General features: G+C 71.0%; 12 protein-coding genes. All 12 read left to right on the plus strand.

Annotated features, from left to right (window positions below):
• The first annotated feature begins 27 nt into the window (after positions 1–27).
• A complete protein-coding gene (locus QMZ92_RS09410) occupies positions 28–2,052 on the plus strand; it encodes an acetyl/propionyl/methylcrotonyl-CoA carboxylase subunit alpha (protein WP_283296780.1) in 2,025 nt (674 codons plus the stop codon).
• Positions 2,049–3,002, plus strand: coding sequence for a hydroxymethylglutaryl-CoA lyase (locus tag QMZ92_RS09415; RefSeq protein ID WP_283296781.1), 954 nt, complete (start codon positions 2,049–2,051; stop codon positions 3,000–3,002). The genes QMZ92_RS09410 and QMZ92_RS09415 overlap by 4 nt, the downstream gene beginning before the upstream one ends.
• Before the next feature lie 2 nt (positions 3,003–3,004).
• Positions 3,005–4,171, plus strand: a complete 1,167-nt coding sequence (locus QMZ92_RS09420) for an acyl-CoA dehydrogenase family protein (RefSeq protein ID WP_283296782.1) — start codon at positions 3,005–3,007, stop codon at positions 4,169–4,171.
• A 171-nt stretch (positions 4,172–4,342) separates the two neighbouring features.
• Positions 4,343–5,383, plus strand: coding sequence for an ABC transporter substrate-binding protein (locus QMZ92_RS09425; protein WP_283296783.1), 1,041 nt, complete (start codon positions 4,343–4,345; stop codon positions 5,381–5,383).
• A gap of 3 nt (positions 5,384–5,386) precedes the next feature.
• Positions 5,387–6,235: a siderophore-interacting protein gene (locus QMZ92_RS09430; RefSeq protein WP_283296784.1), complete on the plus strand. Its 849-nt coding sequence runs from the start codon at positions 5,387–5,389 to the stop codon at positions 6,233–6,235.
• A 253-nt stretch (positions 6,236–6,488) separates the two neighbouring features.
• A complete protein-coding gene (locus tag QMZ92_RS09435; protein WP_283296785.1) occupies positions 6,489–7,940 on the plus strand; it encodes a pyridoxal phosphate-dependent decarboxylase family protein in 1,452 nt (483 codons plus the stop codon).
• The gene (locus QMZ92_RS09440) at positions 7,924–9,204 is read left to right on the plus strand and encodes a lysine N(6)-hydroxylase/L-ornithine N(5)-oxygenase family protein (RefSeq protein WP_283296786.1); all 1,281 of its coding nucleotides are present in this window, start codon (positions 7,924–7,926) and stop codon (positions 9,202–9,204) included. The genes QMZ92_RS09435 and QMZ92_RS09440 overlap by 17 nt, the downstream gene beginning before the upstream one ends.
• A complete protein-coding gene (locus tag QMZ92_RS09445; RefSeq protein WP_283296787.1) occupies positions 9,201–9,896 on the plus strand; it encodes a GNAT family N-acetyltransferase in 696 nt (231 codons plus the stop codon). Before QMZ92_RS09440 ends, QMZ92_RS09445 begins: the two co-directional genes overlap by 4 nt.
• Complete coding sequence (locus QMZ92_RS09450; RefSeq protein ID WP_283296788.1) at positions 9,893–11,674, plus strand: IucA/IucC family protein; 1,782 nt, start codon at positions 9,893–9,895, stop codon at positions 11,672–11,674. Before QMZ92_RS09445 ends, QMZ92_RS09450 begins: the two co-directional genes overlap by 4 nt.
• A gap of 519 nt (positions 11,675–12,193) precedes the next feature.
• Positions 12,194–13,060, plus strand: a complete 867-nt coding sequence (locus QMZ92_RS09460; protein ID WP_283296789.1) for a DUF4429 domain-containing protein — start codon at positions 12,194–12,196, stop codon at positions 13,058–13,060.
• 126 nt (positions 13,061–13,186) lie between these two features.
• Positions 13,187–13,462 (plus strand): hypothetical protein, encoded by a 276-nt coding sequence (locus QMZ92_RS09465; RefSeq protein ID WP_138055133.1) that lies wholly within the window; start codon positions 13,187–13,189, stop codon positions 13,460–13,462.
• Positions 13,463–13,547: 85 nt separating this feature from the next.
• Positions 13,548–15,365, plus strand: a complete 1,818-nt coding sequence (gene glmS, locus QMZ92_RS09470; protein ID WP_283296790.1) for a glutamine--fructose-6-phosphate transaminase (isomerizing) — start codon at positions 13,548–13,550, stop codon at positions 15,363–15,365.
• The last annotated feature ends 45 nt before the right edge of the window (positions 15,366–15,410 follow it).

The following is a 15,410-nucleotide window of genomic DNA, read 5'->3' on the forward strand; positions in this document are numbered from 1 at the left end:
ACCACTGTGACGTTCGAAGGACAGCGGATGTTCGACACCGTTCTGGTTGCCAACCGAGGCGAGATCGCGGTCCGCGTCATCCGTACGCTGCGGGCCCTCGGTGTCCGCTCGGTCGCCGTGTTCAGCGACGCCGACGCCGACGCCCGGCACGTCCGCGAGGCGGACACCGCCGTCCGGCTCGGCCCGGCGCCGGCCGCCGAGAGCTATCTCTCCGTCGAGCGCCTGCTGGAGGCGGCCCGCCGGTCCGGCGCCCAGGCGGTCCACCCGGGCTACGGCTTCCTCGCGGAGAACGCCGGATTCGCCCGCGCCTGCGAGGAGGCGGGCCTGGTGTTCATCGGGCCGCCCGCCGACGCCATCTCCCTGATGGGCGACAAGATCCGCGCCAAGGAGACGGTGCGGGCGGCCGGGGTCCCGGTCGTGCCGGGCTCCTCCGGCTCGGGACTCACCGACGACCAACTGGCCGAGGCGGCGCGCGAGATCGGCATGCCGGTCCTGCTGAAGCCCTCCGCGGGCGGCGGGGGCAAGGGCATGCGGCTGACCCGCGTGGAGTCCGCCCTGCTGGAGGAGATCGCGGCCGCCCGGCGGGAGGCACGCGCGTCGTTCGGCGACGACACCCTGCTGGTGGAGCGGTGGATCGACCGTCCCCGGCACATCGAGATCCAGGTCCTCGCGGACGGCCACGGCAACGTGGTCCACCTCGGAGAGCGCGAGTGCTCCCTCCAGCGCCGCCACCAGAAGATCATCGAGGAGGCACCCTCCGTCCTGCTGGACGAGGAGATCCGTGCCGCGATGGGCGAGGCGGCGGTCCAGGCGGCCCGCTCCTGCGGCTACCGGGGCGCGGGCACCGTCGAGTTCATCGTCCCCGGCGGCGACCCGTCCTCGTACTACTTCATGGAGATGAACACCCGGCTCCAGGTCGAGCACCCGGTGACCGAGCTGGTCACCGGCCTGGACCTGGTGGAGTGGCAGCTGCGGGTGGCGGCGGGCGAGGAACTGCCCTTCGGCCAGAAGGACATCGCGCTCACCGGCCACGCGGTCGAGGCCCGCATCTGCGCGGAGGACCCCGCCCGCGGCTTCCTGCCGTCGGGCGGCACGGTCCTCTCCCTGAGCGAGCCCCGGGGAGACGGGGTGCGCACCGACTCGGGCCTCAGCGAGCGCACGGAGGTCTCCAGCCTCTACGACCCGATGCTGTCGAAGGTCATCGCGTACGGCCCCGACCGCGCGACCGCGCTGCGCAGGCTGCGCGCGGCCCTGGCGGACAACGTCACCCTGGGCGTGCCGACGAACGCGGGCTTCCTGCGCCGGCTGCTCGACCACCCCGAGGTGGTCGCGGGAGAACTGGACACGGGCCTCGTCGAGCGGGAGGCGGACTCCCTCGTCGACGGCACGGTCCCACCGGAGGTGTACGCCGCCGCCGCGCTGCTGCGGGAGGCGCCCGCGCCGGTGGACGCGTCCGGCTGGACCGACCCGTTCTCCGTCCCCGGCGGCTGGCGTCTCGGCGGTGAACCCGCCTGGACCGTCCACCACTTCCGGGTGCCTGGCCACGACCCGGTGGAGGTCCGACTGCGCGGCTCCGAGGCCGTGCTGGACGGGCTGCCCGTCCGGCACGTCCGGCGCGCGAAGGGCGCAGCCCCGGCCGCGGGCGCGGGCAGCGCGACGATCGGTGTCGAGATCGACGGCCTCGCCCACACCTTCCACCACGTCGCCGCCCCCGGCGGGACCTGGCTCGGCCGCGACGGCCACTCCTGGTACGTCCGGGACCACGACCCGGTCGCCGCGAGCCTGAGCGGGGCGGCCCGGCAGGGCGCCGACACGCTCGCCGCGCCGATGCCCGGCACCGTCACGGTCGTGAAGGTGGCGGTCGGGGACGAGGTGGACGCCGGCCAGAGCCTGCTCGTCGTGGAGGCGATGAAGATGGAGCACGTCATCTCCGCCCCGCACGCCGGGACCGTCACCGAGCTGGACGTCACCCCGGGGACGACCGTCGTCATGGACCAGGTCCTGGCCGTCGTCGCCCCGCACGACGACGAGGGCAAGGAGGACACGGCATGACCGAGGGACTGCCGATGGAGATGCCCGTCACCGGTCTGCCGTCACGCGTGCGGATCCACGAGGTCGGGCCCCGCGACGGACTGCAGAACGAGAAGGAGGTCGTCCCGACCGAGGTGAAGGCGGAGTTCGTCCACCGTCTAGCCGGGGCCGGGCTGACGACGGTCGAGGCGACCAGCTTCGTCCACCCCAAGTGGGTGCCCCAGCTGGCGGACGCCGAGGACCTGTTCCCGCGGCTCGCGGACATCGGGGGCGTGGCTCTGCCGGTCCTCGTGCCGAACGAGCGCGGGCTCGATCGTGCCCTCGCGCTGGGCGCGCGGCGGATCGCCGTCTTCGCGTCGGCGACGGAGACCTTCGCCGCGCGCAACCTCAACCGCACGGTCGAGGAGTCGCTGGCCATGTTCGAGCCCGTGGTGGCCCGGGCGAAGGACGACGAGGTCCATGTCCGCGGCTATCTCTCGATGTGCTTCGGCGACCCGTGGGAGGGCGCGGTGCCCGTCCACCAGGTCGTCCGCGTGGCCCGGCGGCTGATGGACCTGGGCTGCGACGAGCTGAGTCTCGGCGACACCATCGGCGTCGCCACCCCGGGCCATGTCCAGGCGCTGCTCGCCCGGTTGAACGAGGAGGGTGTGCCCACCAGCGCCATCGGGGTGCACTTCCACGACACCTACGGCCAGGCACTGGCCAACACCCTCGCGGCGCTCCAGCACGGCGTCACCACCGTGGACGCCTCCGCGGGCGGCCTCGGCGGCTGCCCGTACGCGAAGAGCGCCACCGGGAACCTCGCCACCGAAGACCTCGTGTGGATGCTCCACGGCCTCGGCATCGAGACCGGGGTCGACCTCGGCCGGCTCACCGCCACGAGCGTGTGGATGGCCGAGCGGCTGGGCCGTCCCAGCCCTTCACGCACCGTTCGCGCCCTCGCGGGCACGGCTTCCCACAAGGAGTCCTAGCCATGTCGCTCGACCACCGCCTCGCCCCCGAGCACGAGGAACTGCGCCGCACCGTCGAGGAGTTCGCCCACGACGTGGTCGCCCCCAAGATCGGCGACTTCTACGAGCGGCACGAGTTCCCGTACGAGATCGTCCGCGAGATGGGCCGGATGGGCCTGTTCGGCCTGCCCTTCCCCGAGGAGTACGGCGGGATGGGCGGCGACTACCTCGCCCTCGGCATCGCCCTGGAGGAGCTGGCCCGCGTCGACTCCTCCGTCGCCATCACCCTGGAGGCCGGGGTCTCGCTCGGCGCGATGCCGGTCTTCCGGTTCGGCACCGAGGAGCAGAAGCGGGAGTGGCTGCCCCGGCTCTGCTCCGGTGAGATCCTCGGCGCCTTCGGGCTGACCGAGCCGGACGCCGGCTCGGACGCGGGCGGTACGAAGACCACGGCCGTGCGCGACGAGTCGACCGGCGAGTGGGTGATCAACGGCTCCAAGTGCTTCATCACCAACTCCGGCACCGACATCACGGGCCTGGTCACGGTCACCGCCGTCACCGGCCGCACGGACGCGGGCAAGCCGCTGATCTCCTCCATCATCGTCCCGTCGGGCACCCCGGGCTTCACCGTCGCCGCCCCGTACTCGAAGGTCGGGTGGAACGCGTCGGACACCCGGGAGCTGTCGTTCTCCGACGTCCGCGTGCCCTTCGCGAACCTGCTGGGCGAGGAGGGCCGGGGGTACGCCCAGTTCCTGCGCATCCTCGACGAGGGCCGGATCGCCATCGCCGCCCTCGCCACGGGTCTGGCGCAGGGCTGTGTCGACGAGTCCGTGAAGTACGCCAGGGAGCGCCGTGCGTTCGGCCGTCCGATCGGCGACAACCAGGCCATCCAGTTCAAGATCGCCGACATGGAGATGCGGGCGCACATGGCCCGGATCGGCTGGCGCGACGCGGCGTCGCGTCTCGTCCTCGGCGAGCCGTTCAAGAAGGAGGCGGCGCTGGCGAAGCTGTACTCCTCGACGGTCGCCGTCGACAACGCCCGTGACGCCACGCAGATCCACGGCGGGTACGGCTTCATGAACGAGTACCCGGTGGCCCGCATGTGGCGCGACTCCAAGATCCTGGAGATCGGCGAGGGTACGAGCGAGGTGCAGCGGATGCTGGTCGCCCGCGAGTTGGGGCTGCAGTCGTAGGACTCACGGGCCGTCCGGCGGTGCCCCGCCCGCCCTCGAAGGCCCTGCCCGCAGCTCGGTGATCAGCGTCACGTGGGGGCGACCTCTCGACAAGATCTGAGGTTAGGCTAACCTACCTTGGACTTGCTCAGAGCCCGCCCCCACCGGCACGCACCGAAAGCGAACCCTTTCATGCCCAATGCCCGCGCTTCCCAACTCACCCGTCGCGGTCTGCTCGCCGCGGGCGGCGCTCTCGGCCTCACCGCCGCCCTCTCCGCCTGCGGTTCCGAGGACAAGGGCGAGTCGGCCTCGGACGCGAAGCAGTCCGGCCCCTGGCGGTTCAAGGACGACCGCGGCCAGGTCGCCAAGACCAAGGCCACGCCGAAGAACATCGTCGCCTTCACCGGCATGGCGGCCGCGCTCCACGACTTCGGCATCGAGGTGAAGGGCGTCTTCGGACCCACCTACGTCGAGGACAAGGCCAAGGGCACCAGGACGCCGGACGTCCAGGCGGGTGACCTCGACATCGACAAGGTCAAGGTCCTCGGCAACGTCTGGGGCGAGTTCAACGTCGAGCAGTACGCGGCCCTGGCGCCGGACGTGCTCATCACCGACATGTGGGAGAAGGACGCCCTCTGGTACGTGCCGGACCAGTCCAAGGACAAGATCCTGAAGCTGGCCCCGAGCGTCGCCCTGTGGGCCTCCGACCACTCCATGCCGCAGGTTCTGCAGCGCCACGTCGAACTGGCCGAGTCCCTGGGCGCCGACGTCAGGACCAAGAAGGTCACGGACGCCAAGGCCGCCTTCGAGAAGGCCGCCGCCCGGCTGCGCGCCGCCGCGAAGGCCAAGCCCGAGATCAAGGTGCTGATCGGGTCGGCGAGCGCCGACCTGTTCTACGCCTCCACCCCGGCCCGGCCGACCGACACGCTCTACTTCAAGGAGCTCGGCGTCAACTTCGTGACGCCCGGCAAGCTCGACGCCGGCGGCTGGTTCGAGGGCCTCAGCTGGGAGAACGTCGACAAGTACAAGGCCGACATCATCATGATGGACAACCGCGCCTCGGCCCTCCAGCCCGAGGCCCTGAAGTCCAAGCCGACCTGGGCCCGGCTGCCCGCGGTCAAGGCCGGCCAGGTCGTCCCGCGCGTGACCGAGCCCATCTACTCGTACGAGAAGTGCACGCCGATCCTCGACGACTTGGCCAAGGCCATCGAGAACGCGAAGAAGGTCGCCTGACCCGTGCCGACAGCCGCAGCCGCCCCGTTCCGCTTCTTCCCTCTCCAGGTCGTGCGGACGCGGCGGCTCGGGCCGTCGCTGATCCGGGTCACCTTCGGAGGGGAGGCCCTCCGGGGTTTCGCCTCCGGCGGGCGCGACCAGTCGCTCTCGCTCTTCCTGCCGCACCCGGGACAGGAGGAACCCGTCATCCCGCTCCCCGGCGAGGAGGACATGTACGCGCGGCTCGGCGCCTGGCGGGCCCTGCCGGACGACGAGCGGGCCGTACTGCGCTCGTACACGGTCCGCGAGCAGCGCCCCGATGCCGGTGAACACGGCGAAATGGACATCGACTTCGCCGTCCACGAGGACGGCGGCCCGGCCTGCCGCTGGGCGCAGAGAGCCTCCGCCGGCGACCGGGTGACGGTTCTCGGTCCCGCGACCGCCGACAACACCGCGGTGCGCTTCCGGCTGCCGGAGGATGCCGACTCGGTGGCGATCTGGGCGGACGAGACCGCCCTGCCCGCCGCCTCGGCGATCCTGGAGTGGCTGCCCGCCGGGATCCGCGCGCAGGTCTGGATCGAGGTCCCGCACGCCGGTGACCGGATCGAGCCGGAGACCGCGGCCGACGCCACCGTCACCTGGCTGGTGCGGGGCGAGGGCGCGCCACCGGCCGTCGAGGCCCTGCGCGCCGCCGAGTTCACCGGCTCCGCCCCGTACGCCTGGATCGCGGGCGAGTCGGGCTCCGTCAAGGCGTTGCGCCGTCATCTCGTGGGCGAGCGCGGGCTCGACCGCCGCCGGGTCACCTTCGTCGGCTACTGGCGCAAGGGCCTCAGCGAGGACGCCCTGCGCGAGACGCCCGACGACGACGCGTAGGCCCCGGGCCTTCCGCCTCGCTCCACGCCGTTGCCCGCGGCCCCGTCGACACCTGCGACGGGGCCGCACTGCCGCGCGCCCCTCCGGGCCGGCCTGAGCCGGATATGAGCCAACTCGCCGCCGTTTCCGTGGAGTAGGGGGCGGACGGAGGCGAAGATTCAGGTTAGGCTAACCTAAGTTCCAGCCGCCCTACTCTCCGCTCCCGGCCCAGGGGGCGGTCCTGTCACGTCCCCGCACCGGGAGGACCCTCACCATGCGCTCGCACCTGCTCAACGGCACAACGGCGGAGCTCTACCGCAGCTCCGTGACCGAAGGAGTCGAGCGGGTGGCGAACAAACTCGCCACGACCAGGCGCCCGTTCACGGGAGCGACACCGGAGGAGCTGGCCCCTACGATCGCCGCCGTCGACCTCGACCAGCCGCTCGGCGACTCCTCCGCCGCGCTGGACGAGTTGGAGCGGGTGTACCTGCGGGACGCGGTCTACTTCCACCACCCGCGCTACCTCGGCCACCTCAACTGCCCGGTCGTCATCCCCGCCGTGCTGGGCGAGGCCGTCCTCTCCGCCGTCAACTCCTCGCTGGACACCTGGGACCAGAGCGCCGGCGGCACACTGATCGAGCGCAAGCTCATCGACTGGACCACCCGCCGGATCGGCCTCGGCCCCGCCGCCGACGGCGTCTTCACCAGCGGCGGCACCCAGTCCAACCTCCAGGCGATGCTGCTCGCCCGCGAGGAGGTCAAGCCCGCGGACAGGGACGACCTGTCGAAGCTGCGCGTCTTCTCCTCCGCGTGCAGCCACTTCAGCGTCCAGAAGTCCGCGACCCTCCTCGGCCTCGGCCGGGACGCCGTCGTGTCCGTGCCCGTCGACCGCGACCGGCGCATGCAGACCGTGGCCCTCGCCGCCGAACTGGAGAAGTGCCGGCGCGCCGGGCTGGTCCCGATGGCGGTCGTCGCCACCGCCGGCACCACCGACTTCGGCTCCATCGACCCGCTGCCCGAGATCGCCGCGCTGTGCGACGAGTACGGCACCTGGATGCACGTCGACGCCGCCTACGGCTGCGGGCTGCTCGCCTCGCCGACCCGCCGCGGGCTCCTCGAGGGCGTCCAGCACGCCGACTCGGTGACCGTCGACTACCACAAGTCCTTCTTCCAGCCCGTGAGCTCCTCCGCCCTGCTGGTGCGGGACGGCGCCGCACTGCGGCACGCCACCTACCACGCGGACTACCTCAACCCCCGGTGCACGGTGGAGGAGAGGATCCCCAACCAGGTGGACAAGTCACTCCAGACCACCCGTCGCTTCGACGCCCTCAAGCTGTGGATGACCCTGCGCGTCATGGGCGCGGACGGTGTCGGGCAGCTCTTCGACGAGGTGTGCGACCTCGCGTCCGAGGGCTGGCGGCTGCTCGCCGCCGACCCCCGCTACGACGTCGTGGTCGAGCCCCGGCTGTCCACCCTGGTCTTCCGCTACGTCCCGGAGCGGGTCACCTCCGCCGCGGAGATCGACCGGGCCAATCTGTACGCCCGCAAGGCCCTGTTCGCCTCCGGGGAGGCCGTCGTCGCCGGGACGAAGGTCGACGGCCGCCAGTACCTGAAATTCACCCTGCTGAACCCCGAGACGACCGTGGCCGACGTCGCCGCCGTCCTCGACCTCATAGCCGGCCACGCCGAGCAGCACCTTGGAGAAAACCTTGTCCACGCCTCCTGAGTACCGTGACATCCACGATTTCATCGGTATCGGACTCGGTCCGTTCAACCTCGGCCTCGCCTGCCTGACCGAGCCGGTCGACGAGCTGAACGGCCTCTTCCTCGAGTCCAAGCCGGACTTCGAGTGGCACTCGGGCATGTTCCTCGACGGCGCCCACCTGCAGACCCCGTTCATGTCGGACCTGGTGACGCTCGCCGACCCGACGTCGCCGTACTCCTTCCTCAACTACCTGAAGGAGAAGGGCCGACTCTACTCGTTCTACATCCGCGAGAACTTCTACCCGCTGCGGACCGAGTACAACGACTACTGCCGCTGGGCCGCCGGCAAGCTGAGCAGCATCCGCTTCGGCACCACGGTCGCCCGGGTCGAGTTCGAGGCGGAGGACGAGGTCTACGCCGTCCGCACCACCGACGGCGAGACGTTCCGCGCACGCAGACTCGTCCTGGGCACCGGCACCCCGCCGTACGTCCCGGACTCCTGCCAGGGCCTCGACGGCGACTTCATCCACAACTCGCACTACCTCCAGGCCAAGGAAGAGCTGCAGAAGAAGGAGTCGATCACCCTCGTCGGCAGCGGTCAGAGCGCCGCCGAGATCTACTACGACCTCCTCGCCGAGATCGACGCGCACGGCTACCGGCTCAACTGGGTCACCCGTTCACCGCGGTTCTTCCCGCTGGAGTACACCAAGCTGACGCTGGAGATGACCTCCCCCGAGTACGTGGACTACTTCCACGCGCTTCCGGAGGCCACCCGCTACCGGCTGGAGACCCAGCAGAAGAGCCTCTTCAAGGGCATCGACGGCGACCTCATCAACGAGATCTTCGACCTGCTCTACCAGAAGAACCTCGGCGGCCCGGTGCCCACCCGTCTGCTCACCAACACCGCGCTGTGCACGGCCGCGTACGAGGACGGCGCGTACAGGCTGGGGCTGCGCCAGGAGGAGCAGGAGAAGGACTTCGAGATCCGGACCGAGGGCCTGATCCTCGCCACGGGCTACAAGTACGTCACCCCGGAGTTCCTGGGGCCCGTGCTCGACCGGCTGCGCCGGGACGGCCGGGGCCGCTTCGACGTCGCCCGCAACTACTCGATCGACACCACGGGGCGTGGCGTCTTCCTGCAGAACGCGGGGGTGCACACCCACTCCATCACCTCGCCCGACCTGGGCATGGGCGCGTACCGCAACGCGTACATCATCGCCGAGATGCTCGGCAGCGAGTACTACCCCGTGGAGAAGACCATCGCATTCCAGGAGTTCGCCGTATGAGCACCACCGCCCCCGCCCTGGGGACGTTCTCCTTCCGTCCCTTCGACCCGTCCCCTACCTCCGGTGGGGAGACCCCAACCCCTACCTCCGATGGGGCAACCCCAACTCCCGCCTCGGGCGGGGGGACCCCAACCCCTACCTCGGGTGGGGAGACCCCAATCCCTACCTGCGGCGGGGAGACCCCGAGCGACGCCGAGCTGCTGCACCGCTGGGTCACCGACCCGAAAGCCGCGTTCTGGATGATGCAGGACGCCCGGCTGCAGGACGTCGAGCGCGAGTACATGAGGATCGCCGCGCACGAGCACCACGACGCCTTCATCGGGCTGCACGACGGCGAGCCGGCCTTCCTGATGGAGCGCTACGACCCGCGCCACGTGGAGCTGGTCGGTCTCTACGACCCCGAGCCGGGCGACGTCGGCATGCATTTCCTGGTCGCACCGACCGACACCCCGGTGCACGGCTTCACCCGGGGCGTGATCACCGCGGTGATGCGTGAGCTGTTCGCGGACCCGGCGACGCGGCGGGTCGTCGTCGAGCCGGACGTCCGCAACAAGGCCGTGCACGCGCTCAACGCGGCCGTCGGCTTCGTGCCCGAGCGCGAGATCCGGAAGCCCGAGAAGACGGCGCTGCTGAGCTTCTGCACGCGTGAGCAGTTCGAGGCGGCCGTCGGTGACGTGGAGGTGCCGCGATGAGCACGGCGATCGACAGCGTCGCCCATCTCACCCCCGAGCTGTGGGCTGAGGCCAACCGGCTGCTGATCCGCAAGGGTCTCGCCGAGTTCTCCCACGAGCGACTGCTCGCGCCGAAGGACCTCGGGGACGGCCGCTGGGCGGTGCTCAGCGACGACGGCAGGACCGAGTACCGGTTCGCCGCCGGGCGGCTGGCGCTCGACCACTGGCAGGTCGAGGCGGACTCCGTGACCCGCCACCGCGACGGCGCGGAACTCCCGCTGGACGCGCTGGAGTTCATCACCGAGTTGCGCGGCGCGCTCGGCCTGTCCGACGAGATCCTGCCGGTGTACCTGGAGGAGATCTCCTCCACCCTGTCCGGCACGGCGTACAAGCTCACCAAGCCCGAGGTGTCCGCGGCCGAGCTCAGCCGCGCCGGGTTCCAGGACATCGAGACCGGGATGACCGAGGGCCACCCCTGCTTCGTCGCCAACAACGGGCGGCTCGGCTTCGGCATCCATGAGTACCACCGGTACGCCCCGGAAGCCGGGGCCCCGGTCCGGCTGCTGTGGGTGGCCGCGCACCGCTCGCGTGCCGCGTTCACCACCTGCACCGACCTCGGCTACGAGAGCCTGATGCGGGCCGAGCTGGGCCAAGAAACGCTCGACCGGTTCGACGCCCGGCTGCGCGGCCTCGGGCTGGATCCGGCGGACTACCTGCTGATGCCCGTCCACCCCTGGCAGTGGTGGAACAAGCTCTCCGTCACCTTCGCCGCCGAGGTCGCCCGACGGCGGCTGGTACCGCTCGGGGAGGGCGACGACGAGTACCTGGCCCAGCAGTCGATCCGCACCTTCTTCAACACCAGCGACCCGTCGAAGCACTACGTGAAGACGGCGATGTCCGTCATCAACATGGGCTTCATGCGGGGGCTGTCCGCCGCGTACATGGAGGCCACGCCCGCCATCAACGACTGGCTCGCCGGACTGATCGGGAGCGACGAGGTGCTGACGGCGGCGCGCTTCTCGATCATCCGCGAGCGGGCCGCGGTCGGGTACCGGCACCTGGAGTACGAGGCCGCGACGGACCGCTTCTCCCCTTACCGCAAGATGCTTGCCGCGCTCTGGCGCGAGAGCCCGGTGGACACCCTGGAGGACGGTGAGCGGCTGGCGACGATGGCCTCGCTGCTGCACACCGACCGCTCCGGGAAGTCCTTCGCCGGCGCGCTCATCAACGGGTCGGGGCTGGCGCCCGAGGTGTGGCTGCGCCGCTACCTGGACGCCTACCTGCTGCCGGTGCTGCACTGCTTCTACGCGTACGACCTCGTCTACATGCCGCACGGGGAGAACGTCATCCTGGTGCTCGGCGAGGACGGCGCGGTACAGCGCACGATCTTCAAGGACATCGCCGAGGAGATCTGCGTGATGGACCCGGACGCGGTGCTTCCGCCCGCCGTCGAGCGGGTCCGTGCCGAGGTCCCCGAGAACATGAAGCTGCTGTCGGTCTTCACGGACGTCTTCGACTGCTTCTTCCGGTTCCTCGGCGCCGCCCTGGTCACGGAGGGCGTGCTGGACGAGGACGCGTTCTGGCGGACGGTCGCCGAGTGCGTCACGGGCTACCAGGAGTCGATGCCGCACCTGCGGGAGAAGTTCGCCCAGTACGACATGTTCGCCCCGGAGTTCGCGCTGTCCTGCCTCAACCGGCTCCAGCTGCGCGACAACAAGCAGATGGTGGACCTGGCCGACCCGTCGGGCGCCCTCCAGCTGGTGGGTGACCTGGAGAACCCGATCGCGCGGTTCCGGTAGCCCTCACGGGCCGCGGACCGGGCGGGCGCCCGGCGGAGTACGGTCCTCCGCCGGACGCCCGCCCTCTTCGCGCCCACTCGCGTGCGGGCCCGATGCCCGCTCCTTCGCACCGGCGCGCCGGGGGCCGCCCGCTGCCGCCCGGCCGCGCACCGCTCCCCGCGCGGCGGCACTCGGCCGCGTCAGTCCGCGGGCCGGGGCACCCGCGGCGAGCGGTGGTGGTCGATGAGCGCCGACATCCGCGGCCCCTGCGCCGCGAGACGCACCCTGCAGGCGTCCCAGTCGTGCGCGGACGCCGGGGACCGGCCGAACTCGGCGACCCGGGCGTCCGCGGGAAGGCCATGAAGCCCAGGAGCGGTCAAGGTGTAGACCACTTCCCGGTGCCGGTGCAGACCACTTCGCCCGTGCGGTCGCCGACCGTGCCCGGGTGCGGACGCAGCCCGCCTCCCCCTCGACCGCGCGGACCGCCCGCTCCCTTCGCGCCGCCTTCGGACTCCCGGACTGCGGTGCGACAATCCCACAATGGCGGAAATCATCCAGAAGGACGGCACCTGGGCCTTCGACGGGCGGACCGTGCGCATCGTCCCCGGCACCGGCAAGACGCATCCCCTGCGGCAGGCTCTCGGTGAACTCGCCGTCCCGCTGGAGGCGTTGGCCGGTGTCGCGTTCGAGCCCGGACGCCGCGGCGGGCGGCTGCGGCTGAAGCTGCGGGACGGCAGCGATCCGCTGCTGCTGGCCGCCGACGGACGACTGCCGGAGAGCGGCGACCCCTACCGGCTGCCGGTGGAGAACGACCGCTGCGGCGTGGCCGAGTACTTCGTGGACGAACTGCGCAACGCCCTGCTGCTGGACCAGGTCCCGGACGGACCGGTGGACCGCTTCCTGCTGCCGGGCCCGGCGGTGCCGGTCTCGGGCGGCGGGGGCGACGGCACGGCCTCCTTCGACGGGGACACGATCCGCCTCACCTGGAACTGGAAGGCAGAGGAGTCCAAGGCGTCGTCCGGGGCGAGCACGTTCCCGCTCTCCGAGGTGGGCGGCGTGCGCTGGCTGCCGGCGATCGGCCTGGAGAACGGCCATCTGCGCTTCCTGCTGAACGGCCGACCCGCCCAGCGGCCCGCCAAGCACGACCCGTACGCGCTCGACCTGTGGGGCATGTCGCGCAAGGAGTACACCGCCGTCCTGGTCGCCGCCGCCGTGACCGCCCGGCTCCCGCACCCGAGCGCCCCGCCGCGAACGTCCGGGGAACTGCCGTCCGCCGCCGCCCCGGCGACCGACGATCACGACGCGCTGCTGCGGCGGCTGCGGGAGCTCGGCGAACTGCACCGGACGGGGATACTGACCGACGAGGAGTTCTCCACGGCCAAGCAGGCCGTCCTCAAGCGCATGTGAGCACCCCCGGAGAACGAACCCGTAAGGCGGGCGTAAATATCGACTGTAACCATGATCACGCAGGCTTCTGCCCGAATTCGGGCAGGAATCTTGCGTTCAGGCCGGGCGGCACCCCAATATCTACGGGTGCTCGATCGCCGCACGTCGCATGACGACCTCATCGACCATCTGGTGCGCAGCACCGCGCTCCAGCGCGGTGAGGCGGCCCGGGTGGTCCTGGACGTGCTGGCGTTCTTCGACGAGACGACCGAGGAGTTCGTGCGCCGCCGCCACCGGGAGCTGCAAGCCGGCGGGGGCGTGAACACGGAGATCTTCGAGCGGATCGCGGCCGAGCTGCCGCACCGCGCGGTGGCTCCCCCGGACCTCTCGCTCAGGCAGCTGCGCCGCATCGTCTACGGCTGAGCCGCCACGGAGGCCGCGTGCACCGCGCACACCGCGCGGCGCGGCCGGGCACACACAGGAACGTCGTTGGAGGGGCAGAGACTCTATGTGCGGAATCGTCGGTTACATCGGGAAGCGCGACGTCGCGCCGCTGTTGCTGGAGGGCCTGGCGCGGCTGGAGTACCGGGGCTACGACTCCGCGGGCATGGTGGTCACCAGCCCCAAGAGCACCGGCCTGAAGATGGTCAAGGCCAAGGGCCGCGTCCGCGACCTGGAGGCCCGGGTCCCCAAGCGCTTCGCCGGCACCACCGGCATCGCCCACACCCGCTGGGCGACGCACGGCGCTCCCAGCGACCACAACGCGCACCCGCACATGGACCCCGAGAACAAGGTCGCGGTGGTCCACAACGGCATCGTCGACAACGCGTCCGAGCTGCGCGCCAAGCTGGAGGCCGACGGCGTCGTCTTCGCCTCCGAGACCGACACCGAGGTCCTCACCCACCTGATCGCCCGCTCCCAGGCCGAGACCCTTGAGGAGAAGGTCCGCGAGGCGCTCAAGGTCGTCGAGGGCACCTACGGCATCGCCGTGATGCACGCGGACTTCAACGACCGCATCGTCGTCGCCCGCAACGGCTCCCCCGTCGTCCTCGGCATCGGCGAGAAGGAGATGTTCGTCGCCTCCGACGTCGCCGCGCTGGTCGCCCACACCCGTCAGGTCGTCACCCTCAACGACGGCGAGATGGCCACCCTGAAGGCCGAAGACTTCCGCACCTACACGACCACGGGCACGCGGACCACCGCCACCCCCGAGACCGTCGAGTGGGAGGCCGCCTCCTACGACATGGGCGGCCACGACACCTACATGCACAAGGAGATCTCGGAGCAGCCCGACGCCGTGGACCGCGTGCTGCGCGGCCGCATCGACGACCGGTTCTCCACGGTGCACCTGGGCGGTCTGAACCTGGACGCCCGCGAGGCCCGCGGCATCCGCCGGGTCAAGATCCTCGGCTGCGGCACCTCGTACCACGCGGGCCTGATCGGCGCCGGGCTCATCGAGTCCCTGGCCCGGATCCCCGCCGACTCCGAGCCGGCCTCCGAGTTCCGCTACCGCAACCCGGTCGTGGACCCCGACACCCTCTACATCGCCGTCTCCCAGTCCGGCGAGACCTACGACGTACTCGCTGCCGTCCAGGAGCTCAAGCGCAAGGGCGCCCGCGTCCTCGGCGTCGTGAACGTGGTCGGCTCCGCGATCGCCCGCGAGACGGACGGCGGCGTGTACGTGCACGCCGGCCCCGAGGTCTGCGTCGTCTCCACCAAGTGCTTCACCAACACGGTGGTCGCGTTCGCGCTGCTCGCGCTGCACCTGGGTCGCATCCGCGACCTGTCCGTCGCCGACGGCAAGCGGATCATCGAGGGCCTGCGCAGGCTGCCCTCCCAGATCTCCGAGATCCTCGAGTCCGAAGACGAGATCAAGAAGCTGGCCGCCGAGTACGCCGACGCCAAGTCGATGATGTTCATCGGCCGGGTCCGCGGCTACCCGGTGGCGCTCGAGGCATCCCTGAAGCTCAAGGAGATCTCCTACATCCACGCCGAGGCCTACCCGGCCTCCGAGCTGAAGCACGGCCCGCTGGCGCTGATCGAGCCGGCGCTGCCGACGGTCGCGATCGTCCCGGACGACGAGCTGCTGGAGAAGAACCGCGCCGCACTGGAGGAGATCAAGGCCCGTAGCGGCCGGATCCTCGCGGTCGCCCACCAGGAGCAGGAGAAGGCCGACCACACGATCCTGGTACCCAAGAACGAGGACGAGCTGGACCCGATCCTCATGGGCATCCCGCTCCAGCTCCTCGCCTACCACACGGCCCTGGCCCTCGGCCGGGACATCGACAAGCCGCGCAACCTGGCCAAGTCGGTCACCGTGGAGTAGTCCCGTACGGCCCCGCGCCTACGGACGGCGACCCCCTTGCGCACG

The sequence above is a fragment of the Streptomyces sp. HNM0645 genome (genome assembly GCF_030056615.1).
GTDB lineage: Bacteria > Actinomycetota > Actinomycetes > Streptomycetales > Streptomycetaceae > Streptomyces > Streptomyces marianii.